The following is a 25182-nucleotide window of genomic DNA, read 5'->3' on the forward strand; positions in this document are numbered from 1 at the left end:
GTCAGCGCTCCCGGTGGAGGACGTGGTTGCAGATCCGGGTCAGCTCGGAGCGCAGGGCCGGCGGGAGTTCGGACCGCCCCGCCTCCTCGAGTGCGTCCGCAACCATCGAGTGCGCGAGGGTGAGCGCGTAGGCGTCCGCACCGGCGCCCTGAAGTGCTGCACGGACGCGCTCGACTTCACCCGCCCCACCCGGCTCGTCCAGTTCCTCGGTGACTGGCGCAAGGAGCCGCTCAACGTCCGGGTTCTTTCGCGCGTACGCGGTCAGCACGGTGAGTTTGCCCTCGCGTAGATCGGACGTGGCAGGCTTGCCGGTCTGCTCCTCGTCGCCGAACGTGCCGAGAACGTCATCGATGACCTGGTACGCGGTTCCTACGAGCATCCCGACCCGCGCCACGGCCTCGGCGCGGCCGGAGGGCGCTTCCGCGAGGATCGCGCCGAGCCGGAGGGGGGCGGCGAACGAATAGGCGGCGGTCTTGAGCTGCTCCATCTCAAGGACGTCCTCGAGGGTGCGCTCGGAGTCATGGGCCATCAGGACATCATCGAGCTCCCCCGCGGCTGCGTCGGCAACCGCCGCGTGCATGACGCCGCTGATCCGATCGCGGATGCCCGGATCGTCACTGACCCGGTCGGCGAGGCGGAAGGCCGCGGCGAGGAGAAGGTCGCCGGCGATGACTGCCACCGAGGCGCCGAGATGCCGCGCCTCAGCATCACTCCGCCCGCGCGCCGCGGCGTCGTCTCGGTAGAGCCCCGCCACATTGGGACGACCACGGCGCACGAAGTCCCGGTCAATGACATCGTCGTGCACCACGAGCGCGCCATGGAGGAGCTCGAGGGCGGCCCCTAGAGTCGCACAGGCAGTGGCGTCGTGGCCCCCGAAGGCTGCGTAGGCATGGAAGGTGAGCTGGGGCCGGAGGCGTTTCCCTCCGGCCAGGCCCTCGCCTATCCGTTCCCACAGGAGTGCGAGGCCCGGGGTCGCCGCCGTAGTCCGGAAGGAGTTCACCGCGTCGGCGAGCACCTTCTCCGTCTCTGCCGCCACCCCTTCCCACGTCATGGGCTCGCCGGTGGTGTCAGGTGTGGGCCTCTCGGGGCTTCGGGTGGCTGTTCGCACGAGGTCCTCCTTCAGGATTCTCGTTTTCTTGATGTCTCGCTTATCGAGATTTATGATCGTCGAGAACGGTGTGGAAGTAAAGGCCCTAGGGAGAGTCAGCGATGGAACATTCCGACGTCCGGCCCGAAGCCGCACGTCGCCGGCATTTGATACCGGCGGCGCTGACGGCCTTCGCAGCTGTGGCTGCACTCGTTCTGGCCACTTTCGGCAGCGGCGCCTTCGGGGGAACCCGTGTCCAGGACACCGGCGGTGGCTACCTCTCGGCCACTGCGACGCCGGTCGCTCCTGCCGCAGCCGCCTTCGCAGTGTGGAGCGTCATCTACGCGGGCCTGCTCGCATATGCCATCTGGCAGCCGCTGGCAGCCGCACGCGCCAGCGAGCGCCAACGCAGAGTCCGGCCGTGGGCCGCAGCGTCGATGCTGCTCAACGCCGCGTGGCTGTGGGCGTCCCAGATCCCGGTTCCGGCCATTGCGCTGCCGGCCACCCTCGCAGTCATGCTCGTCCTGCTCGCAGTCCTGTGCCGCATGGTCGTCCTGCACCGCTCTTCTCCCGCAGGGTCAGGGGCAGAGGCCCTCCTCTCGGATGGCACGTTCGGGCTCTATCTGGGATGGATCAGCGTTGCGACGATGGCGAATCTCGCAGCGCTGCTCGGGTGGGCCCTCGGCGTCCGTCCCGGCGACCCGGCCCCCGTCCTCCCCGGCGCGCTGCCCGCGGAGGCGTTGGCCGTCGTCGTGCTCGCGGCGGCAACCGCGCTCGGGCTCGCCCTCGGCGTCCGAGGCCACTGGGTCCCTCCCCTTGGAATAGCGTGGGGGCTGGCGTGGATCGCGGCGGGCCGCATTGCCGGGCCTCTCGAGATGCCGTCAGTGGGGGCGGCAGCGGCGGCCGCCGCCGTCGTGGTGCTCGGTGCCGGGGCTCTCGGACTCCGGCGCCCCCGCCTCCGCCTGCGGACGTCCTCGCGCGAGGCCCACGCGTGAGCCGCGTCATCAGCGTCACAGGCGCCACCGGATACATCGGGGGCCGGCTCGTGCCGCGGCTCCTCGCCGCGGGCCACCGCGTCCGCGTCCTGACGCGGGACGCCGCGAAGCTCCGCGATGTGCCGTGGGGGCGCGACGTCGAGGTGGTCGTCGGCAGTCTCGACGACGCCGATGCGGCGAGCTCACTCTGCGACGGGGCGGAGGTGGTCTACTACCTCGTGCACTCGATGGGCGCACGCGGTGACGAGGACTTTGCCGCCCGGGAGCGTGCGTGCGCCGAAACACTCTCGGCAGCCGCCCAGGAGGCCGCAGTGCAGCGGATCATCTACCTCAGCGGCCTCAACCCCGGCGCAGGCCTCAGCCGCCACTTGGCCTCCCGGGCAGAAGTCGGGCGCATCCTCATGGAGTCGGGGGTCCCCACCGCCGTCCTCCAGGCCGGGCTCGTGATCGGCTCGGGCTCCGCGAGCTTCGAGATGGTCCGGCACCTCACCGACGTCCTGCCTGTGATGCCCGCTCCTCACTGGGTGCTCAACCGGGTCCAGCCCATCGCAGTGCGGGACGCGCTGCACTATCTGGAAGCCGCCGCGGACCTCCCGGCCAACGTCAACCGGGCCTTCGACATTGGCGGGCCGGACGTCCTCACGTACGCGGACATGATGCGCGGCTATGCGCGCGCCAAGGGGCTGCGCGAGCCGGTCATCCTGGCCCTGCCCGTCCTCACGCCGTGGCTCGCGGCACAGTGGGTCAACCTCGTCACGCCGATCCCCCGGGCCTTGGCGATCCCCCTCGTGGAGTCGCTGCAGAACGACTGCGTGGTGCGCGAGCACGGCATCGACGAATTCGTACCGCGGCCCCCCGACGGTCTTACGGGCTACCAGAGGGCAGTCGAGCTTGCGCTGGGCAAGATCGAGCGGGGCGAGGTCGAGACGACGTGGGCCAGCTCCTCACCCTTGGACGCTCCCAGCGACCCGCTGCCGAGCGACCCCGACTGGTCTGGCGGGACCGTATTCACCGACCTGCGCACTACGGAGAGTTCCGCCTCGCCTGAGCGGCTGTGGTCCGTCGTGGAGGGGATCGGCGGGGAGAACGGCTGGTACTCGCTTCCCCTGGCGTGGGGCGTGCGGGGCTGGATCGATAAGCTCGCGGGTGGGGTCGGCCTGCGGCGGGGCCGCCGGAATCCACACCGGCTGCAGCTCGGTGAGGCCCTGGACTGGTGGAGGGTGGAGGCGCTCGAACCGGGGCGACTCCTGCGCCTGCGGGCGGAGATGCTCGTCCCGGGACGCGCGTGGCTCGAGATGACCGTGGAGCCCCGGCGTGGGGGCAGCGTCTACGCCCAGCGTGCCGTGTTCGTCCCCCAGGGGCTCGCCGGCCGGCTGTACTGGCTCGCCGTGCTGCCGTTCCACGGGATCATCTTCAGCACCATGGCCTCGCGTATCGCCGCCAGAGCCGAGACAGACCTGAAAGCCACCCCCGGGCAACCACGCACGGACGCAGCCCGGCGCCCAGCGCCCAGAACGCAGAGGAACACCACCCATGACTCGTAGGGCGCGATGGGTCCGATGGCTGCTCCCCGTGGGCCTCGTGGCCGTATGGTTCGCGCTGAGCGGCTTCGGCGGACCCACCTTCGGCAAGCTCTCCTCGGTCTCGAGCAATGACCAGGCATCGTTCCTGCCAGCAAGCGCGGAATCGACTGAGGTAAGGGCCTGGCAGGAGAAGTTCACCGCATCGAACGCGATTCCTGCGCTCGTGGTCGTGGAGAAGGACTCGCCACTCAACCCGTCAGATCTTGCGGCCTTGGGCACCCTCTCGGGGAAGCTGAGTGCGGTCGAAGGGGTGGCTGCGCCCCCGGCAGGGGCGGCGTCGAGTGTCGCAGGGCCAATCCCCTCGAAGGATGGACTCGCTGCGCAATTCGTGGTCCCGATCGCGGACAGCGGGCGGTTGCGGGCCGTCGTCGCCTCGTTGCGCAATGCGGCCGCCGGGGTGCCCGACGGGATGAGGGCCTACGTGACGGGACCGGCTGGGCTGACGGCAGACCTCGTCTCGGCCTTCGGAGGGATCGATGGGATCCTGCTGCTCGTGGCGGGCGGCGCAGTCTTCGTGATCCTTGCCCTCGTCTACCGTTCGGTTGTCCTGCCGTTCGTGGTCCTCTTCGCCGCGGTCGCCGCCCTGTGCGGGGCTGTCCTCGCGGTGTACTGGCTGGCGCGCGCGGGATGGATCACCCTCAATGGGCAGAGCCAGGGCATCCTGTCGATCCTCGTGATCGGCGCCGCGACCGACTACGCCCTGCTCCTCGTGGCCCGCTACCGTGAGGCCCTCCATACCGTCGAGTCTCGGTGGGAGGCGATGCGCCGCGCCTGGCGGGCGGCCTTCGAACCCATCCTCGCCTCGGGGGCGACCGTGATCCTCGCCCTCCTGTGCCTCCTCTTCTCAGACCTGAACTCGAATCGGAGCCTAGGCCCGATCGCCGCTGTGGGCATCGGCTTCTCCCTGCTGTCCTCGCTCACGTTGCTGCCCGCCCTGCTCGTGCTCTTCGGACGGTCTGCGTTCTGGCCCCTGCGGCCCGCGCACGACGCCGCGCACTCACCTGCGCGGCACACCGCACCGAGCGCGTGGGCCGCCGACTCCGCCAACGGCGCGAGTGGCCTCGAGGGAGTCCGTGGAGTGTGGCGCCGTGTCGGGACGCTCATCTCCCGCCGACCGCGGATCACGTGGGTCGCGGCGCTTGTGCTGCTCGTCCTCGGAGTGGCCGGCCTGCCCCAGCTCAAGGCCAACGGAGTCGAGCAGACGCAGCTCGTCCTCACTGCCACGGACTCCGTGGCCGGCCAGAAGACCCTCGCGAGGCACTTCGACGCCGGCTCGGGCAGCCCTCTGGCGATCGTGGCCTCTGAGAGCACTGCTGATGCGGTCCTGAAGAAGGTCCAGGAGACGCCCGGGATTGCTTCCGCGGCCGTGTACACCGGGGCCGCGCGTCCCGGACCCGGCGCCCCGGGCGCTCCGGCGAGCGGCGCCGTCGTGCGCGACGGGCGGGTGCTCATCAACGCCGTGCTCGCGAATCAGCCCGACTCCCCCGAGGCCGAGCGCACGGTGACGGACCTCCGCTCCTCGCTGGACGCCGCCGACCCCGGCGCGCTCGTGGGCGGAGTGACCGCAATTGCCCTGGACACGAACGTGACCGCGCAGACCGACCTGCGCAAGATCATCCCGTTAGTCCTCGGGGTGATCCTCCTGGTGCTGATCCTGCTGCTGCGCTCGCTCGTGGCGCCGCTGATCCTCATCGGGTCCGTGGTGCTCTCGTACGCCGCCGCCCTCGGGGTCTCCGCGCTCGTGTTCAATAACGCCTTCGGGTTCCCCGGGGCCGATGCGACGGTACCCTTGTTCGGTTTCGTGTTCCTCGTGGCCCTGGGCGTGGACTACAACATCTTCCTCATGACCCGGGTGCGGGAGGAGTCGCTCGCCCACGGCACGCGGCCCGGGATCCTGCGGGGCCTCGCCCTGACCGGAGGGGTGATCACGTCTGCGGGCGTCGTCCTCGCGGCGACGTTCGCCGCGCTGGGCGTCATCCCCATCCTGTTCCTCGTGCAGATCGCGTTCATCGTGGCGTTCGGCGTGCTCCTGGACACCGTGGTGGTGAGGTCCCTGCTCGTCCCGGCCGTGGCCTACGACCTCGGCCGTGCGATCTGGTGGCCGTCCCGCCTGGCATCGCAGGGACATGACCCCTCACCCCAGGGACATGACCCCTCACCCCAGGGACATGACCCCTCACCGCGGTCCGGGGCGAGCCTCACTCGGCAGTCTGCTTCGCCCAGAGGTTGACGCCGGAATCGACGGCGTGCTGGTCGATGACGTTCAGCTCCGCCACCGTGAGGGGCGGCCCCGCGAGCGCGTCGAGGTTGGTGTCGAGCTGCTCGACGGAGGAGGCCCCGATGACCGCGGACGTCACGCGCGGGTCCCGCAGTGCCCACTGGAGGGCGAGCTGGGCGAGCTTCTGACCGCGGCTCTGGGCGATGCGGTTGAGCTCGCGGACGTGGTCCAGCGTGCGCTCGTCGAGGTGGTCGGACTTGATCGTGGAGCCCTCCCGGGCGGCGCGCGAGTCCTCGGGGATGCCCCTGAGGTAGCGGTCGGTGAGGACTCCCTGGGCGAGGGCCGTGAAGACGATGCACCCCATGCCCTGCGCGGCCAGCTCGTCGAGGAGGTCGGCCTCGATCCACCGGTTCAGCATCGAGTAGGAGGGCTGGTGGATGAGCAGCGGCGTGCCCAGGTCCCGGGCGATCTCGGCCGCCTCGCGGGTCTTCGCCGCCGAATAGGACGAGATCCCCACATACAGCGCCCGGCCGGAGCGGACTGCGGCGTCGAGGGCCATCATGGTCTCCTCGATAGGTGTCTCCGGATCGAACCGGTGGCTGTAGAAGATGTCCACGTAGTCGAGGCCGAGCCGTTTGAGGGACTGGTCGATGCTCGCCAGCACGTACTTGCGGGACCCGCCGCCCTGTCCGTAGGGGCCGGGCCACATGTCCCACCCGGCCTTGGTGGAGATGATGAGCTCATCCCGGTACGGTGCGAAGTCATCCTTCAGGTAGCGGCCCATGTTCTCTTCGGCGCGGCCGTAGGGCGGGCCGTAGTTGTTCGCGAGGTCGAAGTGGGTGACGCCGCGGTCGAACGCCCTTCGAAGGATGGCCCGCTGGGTCTCCTTCGGCCGGTCCTTGCCGAAGTTCTGCCACATCCCGAGCGAGAGGGCGGGCAGCTTGAGCCCGCTCCTGCCTGTGAAGCGGTACTCCATGGTGTCGTAGCGGTTCTCGGCTGCCGTATAGGTCATCCCCACAGCCTACGGGGGCTGGCCACGACGCGCCCCACCCTGCTCAACCATGATCCCCATCGTCAGCGGCGCAGCACTTCTGCGGCGCGCACCATCGCGTCGCCGACCTCCGCGAGTCCCGGCGAGTCGAGGGTCCATGACTGCCAGTACAGCTCGAGGTCCTCGCTCCATGAGGGGTCCAGCTCCACGAGCAGCCCGTCCGGGTCCTGCTGGTCCGGAACCATGCCCCACCCGAGCCCGGCCCATACGGCCTCGACGTACTGCACCGAGTCGGGGATGAAGTGCTGTGGCGGCGTTGCCTCCGGCGCAACGCGTGCCAGGAGCGCGAGCTGGTGGCTGTCCTTGCGGTCGTACTGCATCACCGGAGCGGCCGCGAGCGCCTCGGGCGTCGCCCCCGAGGGGAACCACCGCGCCACGAACTCGGCCGAGGCCTTGGCCCTGTACACCATCGTCCCCAGCGGCCGCACGCTGCACCCCTGCACCGGCCGCGGGTCCGCCGTCACTGCCCCGACGGCATCCCCGGAGCGCAGCAGGTCGGCGGTCGCGTGCTCGTCGTCGCGGAGAAGCTCGACGGCGATCCGTCCTCCCAGCGCGACCTCGCGGATCGCGTGCGGCAGCCAGGTGGCGATCGAGTCCGCGTTGGCCACGATCGGCACCCGCAGCCGCTCGGTGCCGGCGCCGCCCTCGTAACCCGGCCCGGCGGCGTCGTGCGCGTGGTCCGAACGGAGGGCGAGCAGCGCCTCGTCGGCGAGCAGGAGCAGCTGGCGTGCCGAGCGCAGGAGCCGCTCCCCCGCAGGCGTGGGCACCACGGGCTTGAGGCGCCGGACCAGAACGCTGCCCACGCTGCGTTCGAGTGCCTTGATCCGCTGGCTCACGGCGGAAGGCGTGATCCGCAACTCATCCGCGGCGGCCTCGAACGTCTCCTGGTCCACGACGGCGGCCAGCGCCCGCAGCTGCTCCAAGTCCATGAAAAGATTCTAATGGAGGCTGAAAATGGGTTAGTTGATCTTCATATATTCGACCCGTACCGTCGAAGAGTGTTCCTCTCCTACCTCGCCGGCCTCGGCGCGAGCTTGGGCCTCATTGTGGCGATCGGCGCTCAGAACGCGTTCGTGCTCCGACAGGGGATCAAACGCGAATGGGTGCTGGCCGTGGTGCTCGTGTGCGCCGCCAGCGACGCCATGCTCATCTTCTCCGGCGTCGCAGGGATCGGAGCCGTGGTGCAGGGGGCGCCGGCAGTCCTGCAGGTGATCCGTTGGGTGGGCGTTGCCTTCCTCGTGGCGTACGGGTTCTTCGCGGCAAAACGCGCACTGCGTCCCGGCACGCTGCACGCCGCCGAGGGCCGCGGCAACGGCACACTGTGGGCCACGCTCGGCACCGCCCTCGCGCTCACCTGGCTCAACCCGCACGTGTACCTCGACACGCTCGTGCTCCTCGGCTCGCTGGCCAATGCCCAGGGAGACGGCCGCTGGGCCTTCGGTGCCGGTGCCGCGACCGCGAGCGCCGTCTGGTTCCCCACCATCGGCTACGGGGCCCGGGCCCTGAGCGGCTTCTTCGCGCGCCCGGCCGCATGGCGGGTGCTGGACGGGTTCGTGGCCGCGCTCATGGTCAGCCTCGCGGCGATGCTCACCTTCAGTGGGTGATCCACGGCAAGCCGCTGTCGAAGCGCACGGGCGCATCGGCCTGCGGCGCACCGTGGGCCGCAGGCCGGCGGCCCTCCTGGCTGCTTGCCATCCTCGGGACGGGGTAAGCACGCGGTATGAGTGCCCCACGACCAAGGAGGAAGCCGTGACCGCAGTTCCCGCAGGGCCTACCGAGCCGGACGTCGTCTCCATCCTCACGCGAGACCACCAAGACATGGTGGACCTGATAGAGACTATCGAGGAGGCCGGCGATCCAGCCCGTCGTCGCGATCTGGCGGACACCGTGATCGCCGAAGTGATGCGCCACGCCGTCGCCGAGGAGATGTACGTGTACCCCGCCATGGAGAAGCACATCCCCAACGGGACCGAAGAGGTCGAGCACGACAAGGGCGAGCACGCCGAACTCGTGCACCTCATGAAGCAGCTCGAGGCAGTCGACGCGGCGAACGCCGGGTTCATGCCGCTCGTCCAGGAGCTCGAGGAGAAGCTGCGCCACCACGCCCATGACGAGGAGTCCGAGCAGTTCCCGAAGCTGCGCGCCCACATCCCATACGACGATCTCGTCGAGATGGGCAAGAAGGTCGAGGGCGCCAAGAAGCTCGCCCCCACCCGCCCGCACCCGCACGCGCCGCACTCCGAGCTGTTCCACAAAACGGTGGGACCCGGCGTGGGAATGGTGGACCGCCTGCTGGACAAGCTCAGCGGACGTCACACGGGCTGAACGGCCCCTTCAGAAAGCCTGGACCACCCGCCGACAAGCCCGGACTACCCGCCGGAAAGTTCGGACTACCCGGTGGCCATGGGGCCGCACTCAATCCAGAGCGGCCCCGAGCTGGTCCGCGCCCCGGACGCCTCTGACAGGGCCCCGTCCTGGTCGATCCGGTATGCCGTCACGTGATGCGAACCCTCGCCGGCCACCAGCAGGAACTGGCTGGAGGGGTCCACGGCCGTTCCGCACGGCTGATTCTCGGTCTCGATGCGGCCCAGGAACTCGAGCAGGCCCTCCCCGCGCACCGCGAACCCTGCCACGGTGCTGGTGGAGCGCTCGGTCACGTACACGAAGCGCTCGTCGGGGGTGAGGCGCAGGTCAGCTGCCCAGATGACGTGCGGCCCCGGATCCGGCCTCTCGGCCGAGCGCACCTCGCCCGGCGCCAGGTCCAGCCCTTGGACGGCGGAAACGTGTTGGAGCAGGCTGAGCCGGCCTGTCTCGGCAGACCGCTCGTAGACCGCGACCTCACCGGAAAGCTCGTGCACCACGTAGGCACGGTCGCCGGCCCGGTTCAGCCGGATGTACCTTGGCCCGGAGCCCTGCTCCGCGGCGACGTGGCCGCTCGGGGAGGTCGCGGCGTCGTGCGCCGCCTCCCCTAGACCGGACGGATCGAGCGCGAACCAGCTCACCCGGTCGTCGCCGAGGGAGGTCGCATAGAGGAACTGGCCGTCAGGGCTGACCACCGCACAGTGCGTGTTTCGCCCAGTCTGATAGGTGTGCACCGCGCCCGGCCTGCCCGGCAGGGGAACCAGGTCGAGCCGCCCTTCCCCGTACGATGCGCTGAACAGCGCGTCACCGCCCGGCGCCAGCGTGATGAAGCACGTCGAGGCCGGGAGCTTGCGCGCCTGGCCCTCCCCGCCGCCGTCCGCAGGGAGCACGACGACGCGCGGCGGCTCGCCGTTGCACGCGGCGCTAAGCGTGCCATCGGGACCGAAGGCAAGGGCGGCCACGCCGTCGAGCCCGGTGTGCCGGGTGAGCGGCTCGAGCTTGCCGCTCGCGGTATGGAGCGCGAGGAGGTCGACGGCGCCGGCTCCGGCGCAGGCGATGGCGACGAGGGTTCGCTGGTCGGTCACGGGCGGTCCGCCTTCCGGTGGGAGGTGTGTCCCCCGGTCCTACCCCGAACTCCCGCGCCGCACACGCAAGAGGCCTCAGCCCACGAGCGCAGGCCGGTTCCGCGGCAGGAAGAACAGGCTCGCGGCGGCCGCGAAGCACAGCGCTGCTGCGGAAATCCATGCCGCCAGGTACGTCCCGGTCGCCTCACGGCCCCATCCAGCAAGGAACGCACCCACCCCGGCGCCCACCATGTGCGAGGCGAACACCCATCCGAACACCACCGAGCTCCTCGCCGCCCCGAAGTACTCGCGGCACAGCGCCACGGTGGGTGGAACGGTCGCGACCCAGTCGAGGCCGTAGAACACGATGAAGATCCACAGCGGCGGCTCGACGTCCGGCCCGAGCAGCGCGTTGACCGTCAGCAGCGAGGCTCCGCGCAGCGCGTAGTACGCGACGAGCAGGATCCAGGGGCGCATGCGGTCGGTGAGCCACCCGGAAGCGACGGTGCCGATCACGTCGAAGACGCCGATGAGCGCGAGGAGCCCCGAGGCAGTGGTGGGTGGCATGCCATGATCGTGGGCGGCGGGGATGAAGTGGGTCTGCATGAGCCCGTTGGTGCTCCAGCCGCACACCCAGAACGTGAAGAGCAGGATCCAGAACGGGCGCGAGCGCAGCGATTCGCGGAGCACCGCGAGCGCCTCGGCGGCTGCGTTCCGGCGCACGACGGCGGGTGCCTCCTCCCGCTGGGCCGGCGCCTCGCGCTCGGGTGACCGGGCGGCGTCGTGCGCTGCTTCCGTTCCCGCGCCATCAGTGCCAGCAGCGCCAACAGCGTCAACAGGGGCGGTGCCGTAGGGGGCGAGGCCCACCTCGGCGGGCGAGTTCGCGAACGGCCACGCGAGCAGGGGCACGATCGCGAGCGCGAACACCGCGACGAGCAGAGCGGCGGTCCGCCAGCCCTCGTGAGCGGCCAGGTGCACCACGACGGGCAGGAACACGAGCTGCCCGCACGCGTTCGCCGCTGAGAAGAAGCCCATGACGAGGCCCCGCCGCTGAGCGAACCACCGGTTCGCCACGACAGCGCCGAAGACGAGCGCGAGCATGCCCGTCCCGACCCCGATGAACGCCCCCCACAGGGCCCACAGCTGCCACGCGGCCGTCATGACGGTGGTCAGCGCGCTCCCCGCCGCGACCAGCAGGAGGGCCGCGGCCACAACCTTGCGCAGCGTGAACCGCTCCATGAGCACCGCGGCGAACGGCGCGACGAGCCCGTAGATGACGAGGTTCGCGGTCACGGCGCCGGACGTCTCGGCGCGCGTCCAGCCGAACTCGGCCTCGAGCGGCTCGAACAGAGCGCCGGTGGTCGAGCGGAACGCGGCCGCGGCCACGAGGGCGAGCAGGGTCACTGCGGCGACGAGCCATGCGCGGTGCGGCCCGCCACGCAGGGCTACGCGCACGGCGCCGCGCGCCCGGGTCTGCTGGGATGTCTCGGTCATACAGCACCCGCCTCGGGCAAACCGCCCTCGAGGACACGGCGGAGTGCCTCGAGATCCGACTGGACTGCTGCGGCGTCGGCCTCGAAGGCCTTTTCCGTGGCGCCCTCTGCGCGGCGCAGGTGGAACACCGCAAGGCTGTGGGGGCCGTCGTCGAGGATGCGGAACTGGTTCAAAACTCTGGTCCCGTCTGGGAGGGCGACCTCATGGTCGAGTATGCCCGCGGCGGTGTCCCCGACGAAGCGCACCTCGACGGGACCCATGGGTGACTCTGCGAGCCAGCGCCCGCGCTCTTCGCGGATCCCCGCGGCCAGGCCCGCCGCCCACCGCGGGAGGTTCGCGGGGTTGCCGGCGAACGCCGCGACGGCGCGCTGCGACAGGGCGATCGGGACGCCCAGATGACGGAACTCAGACACCCGATCAGGGTACGCCAGGCGCCGCCAGCCCGAACCGTGGACGCCGCGTCAAGCAGCGGGCGCGGCCGGTCAAGGCTGGCGTCGAAGGCCTCAAGCCCTCGGCCGGCCGCAAGTCATCGACGGCTGAGAATCGCCGCAGGGAATACACCTGCCAGTCGGTGTGGTTCCAGCCATGTACGAGAGGCCCGACCACACGTGGTTCCCGCGCAGGATCGGGCCTTCTCGTGCGCCGAGTCTTGCGCGGTGCACGCCCTTGCGTCGACTAGGCTTAAGGAGGCGGGTGGAGGGGCGAGAAGGGGCAAGACGTGGCCGAGGGCAAGACTGAGCTCGAGCCTGTCATTGTCGGCGGCAGGTACCGTCTCCTCGAGCTCGCGGGAAGCGGTGCGATGGCCACAGTGCACCGGGCCCGTGATGAGGTCCTGGGCCGCGATGTGGCCGTCAAGACGTTCCGCACGCACGCCCCGGATCCGCGCCACGAAGAGCGGCGTCGGAGCGAGATGCAGGTCCTCGCGCGCCTCAACCACCCCAGCCTTGTCCGGCTCTACGACGCCGGAACGGACACCCAGGAAGACGGCACCGCCCACGTTGCCTACCTCGTCATGGAGTTCGTGCACGGGACGGACCTGCGCCAGCATCTTGCCGCCGGACGGCTCACGTCCGACGCCGTGCGGCGGCTCGGCGTCGACCTCGCCTCCGCGCTCGCGTATGTCCATTCGCTCGGGATCGTGCACCGCGATATCAAGCCGGCCAATATCCTCGTCCCCGCCGCCTCCGGCAGCGAACGGCCGGCCAAGCTCACGGACTTCGGGATAGCACGCCTCACTGATGCCTCGAAGCTCACCGTGACCAACACGACGATCGGCACCGCGAACTACCTGAGTCCGGAGCAGGCACGCGGGGAGAAGGTCGGGCCCGCCTCGGACATCTACTCGCTGGGGCTCGTGCTGCTCGAGGCCCTCAAGGGCGCCATGGAGTTCACCGGTGGCGCGGTCGAGGCGGCTGTGGCGCGCCTCCTGCGCTCCCCGCACATCCCAGCGCACCTCGGAGAGTCCTGGGTCGCTCTCCTGACGCGCATGACGTCGAGCAATGTCGCCGACCGCCCCGAGGCCTCCGAAGTCCTCGGGGTTCTCCGAGGCGATCTCCCGGCCGCCGGGACAACCGCATCCGCGACGGAGGTGGTGACAGAGGCGATGGCCCCGGCCACTCCTGCCTTGGGGACGAGGGTTCTCGGACTGGCCGACGAACCCCACCGCGGGCACTCGCGCGCGCGTTCGGGAGCGCGGCCGGGGGCAACGAGCCGGCCTCGGCGCGGCCGCCTCGTCTGGGGCGCCACAGTAGTAGGGGTCCTGTCGGCGTTGCTCGTGGTCGTTCCGCTCATCCTCAGGGCCGCCATCCCCGCACCATCTCAGGAGGTGCCGCCGGCCACGGTGTCTTCAGTCGCACCCAGCCAACTCGCCTCCCCTCCTGCCGACGTGCTGCCCGCCCAGGCCGCGGAGCCAACGCCGGCCGCTAGTTCGGTCCCCGCCCCCGAACCTCCCAAGGCCAACGGGAAGGCCAAGAAGGCCCAGAGCGCACCACAGTCCGCCGACGACTGAGCCGGCCAGACTCCCCGGCCCTGCCCCCGCCTCTGCCCCACGTGAGGGGGTCTCTGGTGGCCCGTTGCGGGTGCTCTGGACTCGCCAAGACCGCCGCCACATGGATCAGGCGCTGTCTCGCCCGGGAATCGGCGCCCCACTCGGAAGGCCTGCCTTCACGTAGCCCTCGTACAGTGGTCCCCAGTCCGCCGGCCCCTCGGGCCCCGGCGTGGCATGCGGACCCGCCGGGAGCGCTCCCCCGAACTTCTTGGCGAGCTCGCCGAGGCATACATGCCACCCAGCGGCGTTGCGCGCCGCGGCGGAGTTGTCGGCGAGCCAGTTCCGCAGCGTGAGCTCGGCCTCCGCCTCGGAGCCCTCGACGAGGAACTCCATGAGGTCCCCGCCCCATTCGAAAGCCCAGCGCCGGGGTGGATCCCAGTCGACAATCCGCTCGGGGCTGCCCTCTGCTCCAGCAGCTGCATTCGGGTCACCGCTGAACGTCACCGTTCCGCCCTCAAGATCCACCGCTGCGCTCGAGGGGAACCAGCCGGCGAGCCCCTCCGCAGTGCTCACGGCCGCCCACGCGTGGCTGGCGCCCACCGGGAAGGACCGGATGAACGTCACGGCCCCGCGGCCCTCGATCTCGGCGTACTGGCCGTCAAGTTCCTCCATCGCTTCCCCTCATGAATAGGTCGGGATGTTCCCTATGCCTAGTGGCGGTAGACCGCGCGCACGATGACGTCGAAGACCCGGTCCGGCAGGATCTTGCGCAGCGCGAGGATCGGCTTGGCACCCATCCCCACGCGATAGCGGGGCGCCGGATTCGGGGACTGGACGGCACGGACGATCACGCGCGCAACGACCTCCGGCGGAGACGCGATCCCGGGGAGGTACGCGGACGTGAGCACCCCGGCAACGCGGCGGGCGTTCTTCGCGTACGGGCCCTTCGACGACGTTTCGAGGAGGGAGGAGCGGGCAATCTCGGCCCACTCCGACCTGATGGATCCCGGCTGGATGACCACGACACGGACGCCGAAGGGGCGCAGTTCGATCCGCAGGGAGTCGGAGAGGCCCTCAACCGCGAACTTGGTCGCGTGGTACCAGGACCCGAGCGGCTCGTAGTACTGCCCGCCGATTGACGACACGTTCACGATCGTGCCGGAGCGGCGCTCGCGCATGCCCGGGATGACGAGCTGGATCAGGCGGGCGAGCCCGAAGACGTTGACCTCGAACTGACGACGGCCCTCCGCGATCGAGACCTCCTCGAGCGCCCCGTAGGAGCCATAGCCGGCGTTGTTCACGAGAACGTCGATGCGGCCGGCCTCTGTCAGGACCTTGCGGGCTGCGTCCGTGAGCGAGGAGTCGTCGGTGAGGTCGAGCGCTAGGAGGCGGGCGCCGTCGTGCCTCAGGCCCTCCATCCGCTCCACCCGGCGTGCGGCGGCGTAGACGATGTAGCCCGCACGCAGGAGGGCGCGCACCGTAGCCTCGCCGATCCCGCTCGACGCACCTGTCACCAGAGCAACCTGCATGCCGACCACGCTACCCTGCCCCTGCGGAAGTGGGCCCCGTGGAGCAGAGGCGCTGGTGGGAAGGGGGGACCCCACCAGGCCTCGATACCCCACGGGGTGTCTACCAGTTTATTTAACAGTTGGCGGGAAAACTATCATTGAAGGCCCGCGGCGCGCCATGCCCCCATCCGTGGGCGGCGGGTCTACGGAAGTTCAGGCGAGGAGGCCGGCGGTCCCCACGACGGCGGTGCCGGCGCCGACCGCCGCGAGCAGCACGATGAACGCGCGCTGCAGGGCGTGGGGCGGGATTTTGCCGCCGAGGCGCGCGGCAGCGAGGGATCCCACGACGGCGGCCACGGCCAGGAGCGCTAGGGGCACCCCCGTGGCACCGGCCCGCAGGAGCTGTTCGCCGTGCTGGGCAAGCCCGGCCAGCGAGTTGACGGCGATGACCGGCAGGGACGTCGCCGCGGCGGCGCGGAGGGGGAGCCGCATGGCGACCAGGAGAACCGGGGTGAGGAGGAAGCCGCCGCCCACGCCGAGGAGTCCGGTCAGGAAGCCCACACCGATCGCGGCCAGCGCGCTCGGCGCCCAGCAGCGCAGGCGAGCGGCGGTGCTGCCTGTCGAGCAGCGGATCTCGTCGCCCGCTTCGGTCTTGCGCCGCAGGGCGGCGACCGCGGCCGCTGCCGCGAGGACGGCGACACCGAGGAGGAGGTAGGGCCCAGGGATTCCGCGCCCGATTGCGGCGCCAGCCATTGCGGCAGGGGCACCGAGGATGGCGAAGGTCCCGGCAATCCCCCAGCGCGCATTCCGCCATGCACCCCCGATGAGGGCGACTACGGCGGCAGATGCGACGACGAGCAACGAGGCGGCGACGGCGTCGTGCGCCTCGAGCCCGAGGAGGACGAACGCCGGGACGGCGAGGATCCCTCCGCCGGAGCCGAAGAGGCCGATGACGGCGCCTACGGCGAGCGCCGCGAGCAGAGGCAGGGCGATCATGCTGAGCTCCTGGGGAATGGTGCGGCCAATCACGTAGTTCGAGTATGTAATACCGTAGGGGGTATGTCAAAATACCCACAGGGGTACACTGAATGAAGCGTCTTGCGGCGCGACTACTTGAAGGAGGATTTCCATGGATGTCGAGCCTGAGTCGATGAGGGCGGCCATCAACCGGCTGAAGAGGGCGCAGGGCCAGCTCAACGCGGTGGTGCGCATGCTCGAGGAGGGCCAGGACTGCAAGGCGATCATCACGCAGCTCTCGGCCGTCTCGAGCGCGGTGGACAAGGCAGGATTCGCGATCATCGCCACGAACCTGCAGCAGTGCATCGCCCACCCAGAGCGCGGCGGAGACGTGGCCGAGCTCGAGAAGATGTTCCTCAGCCTCGCCTGAGGCGGCCGCCCTCTAACCTCGTATGACAAGCTGGGGGCCATGACCCTCCGCCGCCTCGCCGCCTCGTCTCGCTCGCAGGTCCCTCCGTTCGCGGTCATGGACATCCTGGCCCGCGTCGACGCGCTGCGGGCGGCTGGGCGGGACGTCGTAAGCCTGTGCGCAGGCGAGCCCTCGGGCGGGGCGCCGGCAGCCGTCTCCGCGAAGGCCGCTGCGATCCACGCCTCCGGCCGGGCCCTCACGTATACCCCCGCCCTCGGCACCGCAGAACTCCGCGCTGCGATCGCCGGCCACTACCACCGCTGGTACGGCCTGGACGTCGATCCGGCCCAAGTCGCGGTGACCACAGGTTCCTCGGGCGCGTTCCTCCTCTCCTTCCTCGCCTCATTCGAGGTCGGCGACCGGGTGGCCCTCGCCCGTCCTGGCTACCCCGCCTACCGGAACATCCTCGCCGCGCTGGGCTGCGAGGTCGTGGAGCTCGACGCCGGTCCGGACACCCGCTACCAGCCCACCCCTGCGATGCTCGACGCCGCCGCTTCCGCGCGTGGCCCGCTCGCCGGACTAGTGCTCGCCTCGCCCGCCAACCCGACAGGGACCATGGTGGACCGCGCCGAGCTCACCGCGTTGACGGACTGGTGCGCGATCAACGACGTGCGGCTTGTGAGCGACGAGATCTACCACGGGATCACGTACCCGGATGCCTCCGGCGCCACGGAGGATGACCCACGCGGCGTGTGCGCGTGGGAGCTGGATCGGGAGAGCATCGTCATCTCGAGCTTCTCGAAGTACTGGGGCATGACGGGCTGGCGGCTCGGCTGGGCCCTCCTGCCCGAGGAGCTCGTGGGGGCGGTGGACGCCCTCGCGGGAAACGTGGCCCTGTGCCCGCCGGCGCCGTCCCAGCTCGCGGCGGTTGAGGCGTTCTCGCTCGACTCGTACGCCCAGGCGGATGCCTGGGTCACGGACTACGCACGCACCCGGCGGACACTGCTCGACGCCCTTCCAGCCTTGGGCTGGGGGCCGGCGGCCCCCGCTGATGGCGCGTTCTACCTCTATGCCGAGCTGGGGAACCAGCTCGAGCGGTTCGGGGATTCCCGGGAGTATGCCCGGCAGCTGCTCGAGGCCGAGGCGGTCGCCCTCGTCCCGGGCACTGATTTCGACGGCCTGCACGGCACCCGGGGTGTGCGGCTCTCCTTCGCGGCGGGCCAGGAGGCCGTGGAGACCGCGATCGAGCGCATCCTCCGCTTCCAGCGCCGCGCCTGAGCGCACCGGGCAAAGGCGCAGGTTCCCGGGTCACTTCGCACATCCTCCGCATCGGGACACCTGTAGACATTTGAGTTCGTTCGGGTAAATTTGAGTTCAGTTAATTACCACTAACTCAACGGAGGACCGATGGAGACCTTGCTCACCCGCGTCGACCCCGGGAGTGCAGACTTTGCCGGGAACGACGCCGCCCAGCGTGCCCTCGCCGCCGAGCTGCGCGAGCGCCTCGCCGCAGCGGCGCTCGGCGGTCCCGAGCGGTCCCGGGAGCGGCATCTTGCGCGAGGCAAGCTGCTCCCGCGGGAACGAATCGATGTGCTCCTCGACGAGGGCTCCCCATTCCTAGAAATCGCTCCGCTTGCTGCGGACGGGATGTACGACGGCGCGTCCCCGGCGGCGGGGATCATCGCCGGCATCGGCCTCGTCCACGGCCGGCACGTCATGGTCGTGTCGAACGACGCGACTGTCAAGGGCGGGACCTACTACCCGATGACCGTGAAGAAGCACCTCCGCGCCCAGGAAATCGCGCTCGAGAACCGCCTCCCGTGCATCTACCTCGTCGACTCCGGCGGCGCGTTCCTGCCCAAGCAGGACGAGGTGTTCCCCGACCGGGAGCACTTTGGCCGCATCTTCTACAATCAGGCCCGGCTGTCGGCGGCGAAGATCCCGCAGATCGCCGCCGTCCTGGGCTCGTGCACGGCCGGCGGGGCGTACGTGCCCGCGATGAGCGACGAGACCGTGATCGTCCGGAACCAGGGCACCATCTTCCTGGGCGGCCCGCCTCTCGTGAAGGCCGCGATCGGCGAGATCGTCACAGCGGAGGAGCTGGGCGGAGGAGACGTCCACGCCGCTGTCTCCGGCGTCGCGGACCATTTGGCGGAGAACGACGAGCACGCCCTCGAGACGGTCCGGAGCATCGTCGAGACCCTGCCGCCCGCTGCGGGCCCGGCCTGGGAGGTGCGCACCGCCGTCGAGCCCAAGGCCGATCAGGCCGAGCTCTACGGTGTGGTGCCCACCGACGTCAACGCCCAGTACGACGTGCACGAGGTCATTGCCCGGCTTGTCGACGGCAGCGAGTTCCACGAGTTCAAGAAGGATTACGGGGCGACCCTCGTCACTGGCTTCGCGCGCATCGATGGCCACCCCGTCGGGATCGTGGCGAACAACGGGGTCCTGTTCTCCGAGTCGGCCATGAAGGGCGCGCACTTCATCGAACTGTGCGACCAGCGCGGCATCCCGCTCGTGTTCCTGCAGAACATCTCCGGCTTCATGGTGGGCAGCGAGGCCGAGCACGGGGGGATCGCGAAGCACGGGGCGAAGATGGTCACCGCGGTCGCGACCACACGCGTGCCCAAGCTGACTGTGGTGATCGGCGGCTCGTTCGGCGCGGGAAACTACTCGATGTGCGGCCGCGCGTACTCGCCCAGATTCCTGTGGATGTGGCCGGCAAGCCGCATCTCGGTAATGGGCGGGAACCAGGCCGCCTCCGTGCTCGCGACGGTCAAGCGGGACCAGCTCGAGGCGCGCGGCGAGGACTGGCCGGCCGGAGACGAAGAGGCCTTCAAGGCGCCCATCAAGGACCAGTACGAGCACCAGGGCAGCCCCTACTACTCGACCGCCCGGCTCTGGGACGACGGCGTGATCGATCCCGCCCACACGCGCCGCGTGCTCGGGATGGCTCTCGCAGTTGTGGCCCAATCGCCACTGCCGGACACCTCGTTCGGCGTCTTCAGGATGTGAGGACCTGACCCACTTGAAGGAAGCCCCACTCTTCGCCAAGGTCCTCGTGGCCAATTGTGGCGAGATCGCCTGAGGCGGGCCGACGACGCCAGCCCACGCACCGGCGTCGTGCGTCCCCGTCCGCCCCTGGTCGTGTCAGTGGGAGGCGTAGGCCTGCTTCCACCGAGCAAGGGCCGCCGCCGTGGCCAGCAGGCGGTCGTCGTCGTGGAGGTTGCCGACCAGCTGGATCCCGACCGGGAGCCCGGACGGTCCGGAGAGCAGCGGCAGCGCCACGGTAGGGCACCCCAGCAGCGTCCACGCGCGGCAGAAGAGCGGATCACCGGTCCCTTCCGAGGCTGGCGGGGCCTCGCCCAGGACGGCTGGGACAACCAGAGCGTCGATCCCAAAGAAGACGGAACCGAGCTCGTCCCGGCATGCCTCGGCGAGCTCGAGGGACTGACGGTAGTCGCGCTCTGGGATTGAGGCGCCGCGGTGCAGCAGCTCGGTCAGCCGCGGGCTAACCAAGGCCCAGTTCCCCTCGCAGCGAGGCCCGAGGTTCCTGGCGGCCTCGTATTCCATGACCGTGTTCTGGGCCGCGCTCAGGCCAACGAAGCTCGCGGGCAGCTCGACGTCCACCACACCGAATCCGCCGTCCGGCAGGCGCTGCTCCAGCCCGTCGATGCCGTCCCGCGTGTACTGCTCCGCCTGCTCCCACTCTGCAGGACGCGCGAATCCGAGGGTTGGCCGCGCTGGCGGCACCGGCTGGGGGGCAGGCTGATCGGCACGCAGCACGTCGAACACCGCGGCCACGCGTTCCACATCCCGGCCCAGCAGTCCCACAGTGTCCAGCGTCCCGCTGACCGGGAGCACGCCCTCGCGGTCGATCGCTCCAAAGGTCGGCTTGAATCCGACGATTCCGCAGAACGAGGCGGGCCGGGTAATCGAGCCGGCGGTCTGGGTGCCCAAGGCGATGGGGAGCAGGCCCGCCGCGACGGCCGCCGCGGAGCCGCTGGAGGAGCCACCCGGGGTCCGGTCGGGATCGAGCGGATTGCGGGTGGGGCCAGCCTGGAACAGGGCGAATTCGGTGGTGACCGTCTTGCCCATGGGAATTGCCCCAGCAGCGCGGAGGGCACGCACCACGGCCGCGTCGGCCACCGGCCGGTGCCCGCGGTAGATCGGCGATCCGTACTCCGTGGGCATGTCCGCCGTGTCGATCAAGTCCTTGACCCCCACAGGCAGTCCCCTGAGCGGGAGCTGCTTATCCTCAGCCTCGTCCAGCCCCCTGGCCGCCCGGCGCACTGCGTCCTCGTCCAGATGGGCGAACGCCCTCAGGGCCGGCTCCCGTTCTCTGATCACGGCGAGGCACGCCTCGGCAGCCTCGGCCACGCTCACGCCGCGGCCCTGCCCAGGCAGGTCAGACATGCGGCATGATCAGCATCGCAATGCCAAAGATGACGGAGCCGACCAGGAACGCGGCCACCGTGTACCCCATGACCTTCCGCACGCTGAGCTTGGCGATCGCGAGCACCGGCAGGAGCCAGAAGGGCTGGATCATGTTGGCCACCGCCTCTCCTGCCGCGACGGACATGGAGACCTTGCCGAGGTAGGCGGGCGAGTTCTCGCCCAGCTGCCGGGCGGCCTCGACCGCGATGGGGCCCTGGACACCCCAGTGCCCGCCGCCCGAGGGGACGAAGAGGGAGATGATGATGGACCCGATGAAGTTCAGGAACGGCAGCGTCGCGGTCGTGGCACCCGCCACGATGGACGCGGAGATGACGGCCTGCAGCGGCCTGGTGTGCGTGTCCGGGGCATAGGCGAGCAGGCCCACGATGCCCCCGTAGAGCGGGTACTGCAGCAGCAGCGGCCCGCAGGTCTTGGCCGCGTCCGTGAAGGCCCGGATGAACCGGATCGGCGTGCCGTGCAGGAGGGCGGCGAGGATGGTGAAGAGCATCACCATGGAGGAGATGTTCAGGTTGAAGCCGCTGATGACGAAGTAGGTGGCGCCGGCGAGGAAGAGCAGCACGTTGAGGATCCACAGCCCCTCGAGGCGCTCGGCGAAGGACCGCCGGACGCCCGGCCTCGCCCCCGCCTGCGGCGGCTGAGCGCCCATCGCGTCGGCACCCAGCAGGGCCTCGCGGTCCACCTCGTCCGTCTCGTGCGGGGCCATCTTCCAGATCAGCAGTGCCAGTGCCGCGGTGACCACGAGAACGGTCACCCAGCTGTAGGGCTGCAGGATGGTGAGCTCGAGCGGCACGAGCTGGTGGGTCGCCGTGTAGATGACGTTGAGCTTGCTCGTCGGGTCGGTGTTGGCCAGGGCGATCGAGCTGGAGAAGCCGTTGGTCCAGAGCATGTAGCCCATGTATCCCGCGGCAATCATGTATCCGAAGTTGGCCTTGGACAGTCGCGCGAAGACACGGCGACCGAGCAGCGCGCCAACCACGAGGCCGAGGCCCCAGTTGAGGATGTTCGCCACGGCGGCGGCGCCGAAGCACATCAACGCGCCCTCGATCTGGTTCCGCGGCTTCGAGGCCAGCCAGATCAGGCCCCTCTTCACGGCCGGTGCCTCGGCGAGCGTGTAGCCACTAACGAGGATCAGCACCATCTGCAGCGCGAAGGTGAAGATGTTGTTGGTGCCCCAGACGCCCTGGTACCAGCCCTCGAGGATGCCCTGGGGCGACGCGTGCGGGACCCACAACACGATCATGACCACCACGAGCAGGGTCAGGATGACCGCGAAGAGGAACGGATCCGGCATGAAGCGCTCGACGTAGCGGACGCAGAGGTCCGTGAAGCGCTGGATCAGGGTCTTCCGCGGGGCCTCGACCGCGGTGGCGCCGTGTGGGCCGGTCTTCGGTGAGCTGGACATGGTCTTCCTCAGTGATCGGGTCGGCTCGTCCCGCTGTCTGGGCTCCGTTGGCCGACAGACGGGAAGCTACCACTTGGTAGGACCACATCAAGGCGCAACGCCGGTGGTCCGGATCACTCTGAGGCTACGAACTCCTCGGTGCCCATGTCCACCCGCATCAGAGGCGGACGACGGTTTCGCCGTCGGAGGCCGTGATGTCCGCCCCCTCGAGGGCGGCCACGCTCGGCCCGAGCCAGGCGGCATCAGAGCCTTTGCCTTCGGCGCTGATTCCGCCCGCGACCTCGAATTCCCTGACCGTGCCCTCGATCTCGACGGTGGCCACGTTGTCCCCCGTGGTCGCGAGCCTGCCGCCGATGGTGATCGAGTCGACCTCGCCTCCGGGCTTGATGCTCAGCGCGATGGCCTTGAGCGGCATCTGGACGCCCTTGACGAGGCTCATGCCCTCGCCGCCACTGGTAATGACATCTCCGACCACCGAGAGGCTACCGAGAGGTTTGCTGATCTGGATGCCCACCGACCCGTCCCCGGTCGTCTCAATGGAGGCGAAGCGGGCCTCGCGCAGCGAGCCGTCGTAGAGGTTGAACCCCCGGGCACCCTTGCCGGTGGTCCGGATGGTGTCCTCCACATCCAGCACGTCGATGTCTCCGAAATTCACGAACCCGATCCCACTCGGCCCGTGCGAGGTCACCGGCGCCTGCGCCGTCCATCTCTTCACCATGCCCCAGTTGTCCAGCACCATGTCGTTCTGCCCGTAAGTGGTGACCGGGCCGGCGTTGACCACACTGTCCACGCTTGCCCCGGAGATGACGAACACTCCTCCAGAGATGACGTCCGGGGTGCCCCCGGGGATGCGCCCGTCGGTGTGGATCTCCCCGGTGCGCAGCTCACCGACGGAGAGGGCGCCGCCGTCGGCCTTGCCGGACCAGTCGCCGTGGCCGCCCACGAGCACTCCGCTGCCGCACACCGGCTGCTCCTTTGAACCGACGACGACGTCGAGCACCTCGGCGGTGATCGTCACGACGGGGTCGGGCTGGCGGTTCCAGACGGTGAGCGCCCCTTGGAGCGCTTCGACGCCGAATCCGTGCGGGCGCAGCGCACGTCCGCGCACATCGGCAGCCTCGATTGTTAGGCCCTCGATCTGCACGTGGCCCGCCCGGACGGCGTCCTGTGCCATGAGGCACACTTGGCCCCGCGTCGTCACGTTCTTGAGCGTGAGCCGGCCGAAGTCCTCGACAGAGGTGTCGTTGAGGATGGCCATCTCGTCTGGCTCAGTGAGCACCGTGACGCGGTCGAGCGTGTTGTCCTTGGTGAGGCGAACGCCCTTCGCACCGAATTGCAGCGTCCCCCCGCGCAGCGTAGTGCCCGGCGGCAGCGTGATCATCCCAGAGCCTGTGATGGTCCCCTGCACTTCGATCTCGCTAGCCCCGCTGCTGAGGGCCTCCGCGAGCTCCTGGGCGTTGGTCACTGGCGTGCTGGTCATCGGAACTCCTAAGCGGCCGACCGATCGGTTCCCTGTCCCGGAGACACCATAGCGCGGTGATCGCTTCTCGGCTGGAAGTACATTTTGAGCAACTTTGTCTTCCACTGCGTCTACGGTGTGCTCACCTCGGCCTCGTCTACAGCTCGCTCGCCCGCTCGGAAGACGGCCCCTCGCCCGGCTCTGTCCAGCCGCCTCGGAGTTCGATGTGCCGTGGCGAGCTGCGGCCTCCGTATGGCCCCGAGCACAGCGAAACCCAATGAGAAGTCTTCGGGCCCACCGGCAGCCCGCCGCTCATGTAGGTCCGGTCAATATCAGCGACAACGACTGATGGCCGATGAGGGTTCTCCTCGGGAGATATCTCTTCGACTTCGAGAGGCCAGAACGGTACACCGCCCGTCGTATCCGCCACAGGTTCGATCGGACACTGCTCCTCGAGTATCTGGCTGCGCTAGGAATCCCTGCCGACAGCGATGCTTCCTACGGACCGGCCAGGCTCCCACAGCGACGACGAGACTACCCGGGGCGCGAGATCTCGCTCGAAGAGGCACGGTCCCTCTTCGCCTAGAGCGCCGGACCCGTTCCAATTGCGATATAACTCGAGGGTTCGCCCCGCGTCGGCAATCACTCGGGCGTGCGCTTGCCGGACATGGTGATCGATCGCAGCCTGCGCGGCTCCGTTTCGAATACGGGCCGCAGCTCCGGCCAGCGGTTCCGCAGATACTCAAGCGCCTGGACCATCACGTTCGAAGCGTCGTTGATTTCGGTGTCAGTCTCGTCACCGATCATGGCACCCCAGCCAGAATCACGTTCATTGTCGGGATTTTCACGATACACATACTCCGGACGAAGGTCCCTCTCTAGGCTTCGACGGCTGACCAACACCTTCTACCGACTCCGGTAGTTGTGATTGTGCGAGGTACGTTCGTGCCGAGCACCTGCACCCACATGGGTTCCGCGCCGGGATCATCTGGCACCGGGTCAATCACTTCAAACAAGAGTTTGCCGTAATCGCCTGGCCGCAGGGACTCCCGCTCGTGGCGAGGAGGAATGAGAAGGTGCGCGGTGCTTCCCGGTTCCGTCTCTCTCCATCAGCAATTCGGTGTTGCACGATTCGGTCGCTCACGTCGC

General features: G+C 69.5%; 23 protein-coding genes. 10 read left to right on the forward strand and 13 right to left on the reverse strand.

What is annotated here, in order from left to right:
* Nucleotide 1: 1 nt before the first annotated feature.
* Nucleotides 2–1108: a polyprenyl synthetase family protein gene (locus tag LF262_RS06800; RefSeq protein ID WP_235779533.1), complete on the reverse strand. Its 1107-nt coding sequence runs from the start codon at nt 1106–1108 to the stop codon at nt 2–4.
* A gap of 101 nt (nt 1109–1209) precedes the next feature.
* Here LF262_RS06800 and LF262_RS06805 point away from each other — a divergent pair, with 101 nt between their 5' ends.
* The 3 genes from LF262_RS06805 to LF262_RS06815 are packed head-to-tail and all read left to right on the forward strand — an operon-like array spanning nt 1210 to nt 5895.
* Nucleotides 1210–2082, forward strand: a complete 873-nt coding sequence (locus LF262_RS06805; protein ID WP_235779534.1) for a TspO-related membrane protein — start codon at nt 1210–1212, stop codon at nt 2080–2082.
* Complete coding sequence (locus LF262_RS06810) at nt 2079–3626, forward strand: SDR family oxidoreductase (RefSeq protein WP_235779535.1); 1548 nt, start codon at nt 2079–2081, stop codon at nt 3624–3626. Before LF262_RS06805 ends, LF262_RS06810 begins: the two co-directional genes overlap by 4 nt.
* Nucleotides 3616–5895, forward strand: coding sequence for an MMPL family transporter (locus LF262_RS06815; protein WP_235779536.1), 2280 nt, complete (start codon nt 3616–3618; stop codon nt 5893–5895). The genes LF262_RS06810 and LF262_RS06815 overlap by 11 nt, the downstream gene beginning before the upstream one ends.
* On the opposite strand, the gene mgrA is transcribed toward LF262_RS06815, so the two are convergent.
* Nucleotides 5864–6895 carry an L-glyceraldehyde 3-phosphate reductase gene (mgrA, locus tag LF262_RS06820; protein ID WP_235779537.1) on the reverse strand — a complete coding sequence of 344 codons (1032 nt, stop codon included), beginning with the start codon at nt 6893–6895 and terminating at the stop codon, nt 5864–5866. The genes LF262_RS06815 and mgrA overlap by 32 nt on opposite strands.
* 62 nt (nt 6896–6957) lie before the next feature.
* A complete protein-coding gene (locus LF262_RS06825) occupies nt 6958–7863 on the reverse strand; it encodes an ArgP/LysG family DNA-binding transcriptional regulator (RefSeq protein WP_235779538.1) in 906 nt (301 codons plus the stop codon).
* Nucleotides 7864–7932: 69 nt separating this feature from the next.
* Here LF262_RS06825 and LF262_RS06830 point away from each other — a divergent pair, with 69 nt between their 5' ends.
* Both LF262_RS06830 and LF262_RS06835 read left to right on the forward strand, forming a co-directional pair.
* Nucleotides 7933–8538: a LysE/ArgO family amino acid transporter gene (locus LF262_RS06830; protein ID WP_235779539.1), complete on the forward strand. Its 606-nt coding sequence runs from the start codon at nt 7933–7935 to the stop codon at nt 8536–8538.
* Nucleotides 8539–8683: 145 nt separating this feature from the next.
* On the forward strand, nt 8684–9259 hold the full coding sequence (locus tag LF262_RS06835; protein ID WP_235779540.1) for a hemerythrin domain-containing protein: 576 nt from the start codon (nt 8684–8686) through the stop codon (nt 9257–9259).
* 65 nt (nt 9260–9324) lie between these two features.
* On the opposite strand, the gene LF262_RS06840 is transcribed toward LF262_RS06835, so the two are convergent.
* The 3 genes from LF262_RS06840 to LF262_RS06850 form a co-directional block, all read right to left on the reverse strand.
* Entirely contained in the window at nt 9325–10380 is a 1056-nt protein-coding gene (locus tag LF262_RS06840) for a lactonase family protein (RefSeq protein WP_235779541.1), read from the reverse strand.
* A gap of 75 nt (nt 10381–10455) precedes the next feature.
* The gene (locus LF262_RS06845; RefSeq protein WP_235779542.1) at nt 10456–11853 is read right to left on the reverse strand and encodes an MFS transporter; all 1398 of its coding nucleotides are present in this window, start codon (nt 11851–11853) and stop codon (nt 10456–10458) included.
* Nucleotides 11850–12266 carry an SRPBCC family protein gene (locus LF262_RS06850; protein ID WP_235779543.1) on the reverse strand — a complete coding sequence of 139 codons (417 nt, stop codon included), beginning with the start codon at nt 12264–12266 and terminating at the stop codon, nt 11850–11852. Before LF262_RS06850 ends, LF262_RS06845 begins: the two co-directional genes overlap by 4 nt.
* 305 nt (nt 12267–12571) lie before the next feature.
* Between LF262_RS06850 and LF262_RS06855 the strand changes: the two genes are divergently transcribed.
* Nucleotides 12572–13861 carry a serine/threonine-protein kinase gene (locus tag LF262_RS06855; RefSeq protein ID WP_235779544.1) on the forward strand — a complete coding sequence of 430 codons (1290 nt, stop codon included), beginning with the start codon at nt 12572–12574 and terminating at the stop codon, nt 13859–13861.
* A gap of 105 nt (nt 13862–13966) precedes the next feature.
* Here the strand turns inward: LF262_RS06855 and LF262_RS06860 are convergent, their stop codons facing one another.
* The 3 genes from LF262_RS06860 to LF262_RS06870 form a co-directional block, all read right to left on the reverse strand.
* Entirely contained in the window at nt 13967–14512 is a 546-nt protein-coding gene (locus LF262_RS06860; protein ID WP_235779545.1) for an SRPBCC domain-containing protein, read from the reverse strand.
* 38 nt (nt 14513–14550) lie between these two features.
* Nucleotides 14551–15369, reverse strand: a complete 819-nt coding sequence (locus LF262_RS06865) for an oxidoreductase (RefSeq protein ID WP_235779546.1) — start codon at nt 15367–15369, stop codon at nt 14551–14553.
* A 192-nt stretch (nt 15370–15561) separates the two neighbouring features.
* Nucleotides 15562–16344, reverse strand: coding sequence for a sulfite exporter TauE/SafE family protein (locus tag LF262_RS06870; RefSeq protein WP_235779547.1), 783 nt, complete (start codon nt 16342–16344; stop codon nt 15562–15564).
* A gap of 133 nt (nt 16345–16477) precedes the next feature.
* On the opposite strand from LF262_RS06870, the gene LF262_RS06875 reads away from it, so the two are divergent.
* The 3 genes from LF262_RS06875 (at nt 16478) to LF262_RS06885 (ending at nt 19729) form a co-directional block, all read left to right on the forward strand.
* Entirely contained in the window at nt 16478–16735 is a 258-nt protein-coding gene (locus LF262_RS06875; protein ID WP_235779548.1) for a metal-sensitive transcriptional regulator, read from the forward strand.
* Nucleotides 16736–16774: 39 nt separating this feature from the next.
* On the forward strand, nt 16775–17992 hold the full coding sequence (locus tag LF262_RS06880) for an aminotransferase class I/II-fold pyridoxal phosphate-dependent enzyme (protein ID WP_235779549.1): 1218 nt from the start codon (nt 16775–16777) through the stop codon (nt 17990–17992).
* Between the two features lie 129 nt (nt 17993–18121).
* Complete coding sequence (locus tag LF262_RS06885; protein ID WP_235779550.1) at nt 18122–19729, forward strand: carboxyl transferase domain-containing protein; 1608 nt, start codon at nt 18122–18124, stop codon at nt 19727–19729.
* Nucleotides 19730–19864: 135 nt separating this feature from the next.
* Here the strand turns inward: LF262_RS06885 and LF262_RS06890 are convergent, their stop codons facing one another.
* The 3 genes from LF262_RS06890 to LF262_RS06900 form a co-directional block, all read right to left on the reverse strand.
* Nucleotides 19865–21130 (reverse strand): amidase, encoded by a 1266-nt coding sequence (locus tag LF262_RS06890; protein WP_235779551.1) that lies wholly within the window; start codon nt 21128–21130, stop codon nt 19865–19867.
* Nucleotides 21123–22574 carry a TIGR00366 family protein gene (locus LF262_RS06895; protein ID WP_235779552.1) on the reverse strand — a complete coding sequence of 484 codons (1452 nt, stop codon included), beginning with the start codon at nt 22572–22574 and terminating at the stop codon, nt 21123–21125. The genes LF262_RS06890 and LF262_RS06895 overlap by 8 nt, the downstream gene beginning before the upstream one ends.
* A gap of 157 nt (nt 22575–22731) precedes the next feature.
* The gene (locus LF262_RS06900) at nt 22732–24054 is read right to left on the reverse strand and encodes a hypothetical protein (RefSeq protein WP_235779553.1); all 1323 of its coding nucleotides are present in this window, start codon (nt 24052–24054) and stop codon (nt 22732–22734) included.
* A 334-nt stretch (nt 24055–24388) separates the two neighbouring features.
* On the opposite strand from LF262_RS06900, the gene LF262_RS06905 reads away from it, so the two are divergent.
* Entirely contained in the window at nt 24389–24619 is a 231-nt protein-coding gene (locus LF262_RS06905) for a hypothetical protein (protein WP_235779554.1), read from the forward strand.
* A gap of 56 nt (nt 24620–24675) precedes the next feature.
* Here LF262_RS06905 and LF262_RS06910 read toward each other — a convergent pair whose 3' ends face one another.
* Nucleotides 24676–24936, reverse strand: coding sequence for an immunity protein Imm33 domain-containing protein (locus tag LF262_RS06910; RefSeq protein ID WP_308190498.1), 261 nt, complete (start codon nt 24934–24936; stop codon nt 24676–24678).
* Nucleotides 24937–25182 lie beyond the last annotated feature (246 nt).

The organism is Sinomonas notoginsengisoli (assembly GCF_021554725.1).
GTDB classification, from domain to species: Bacteria; Actinomycetota; Actinomycetes; order Actinomycetales; family Micrococcaceae; genus Sinomonas; species Sinomonas notoginsengisoli.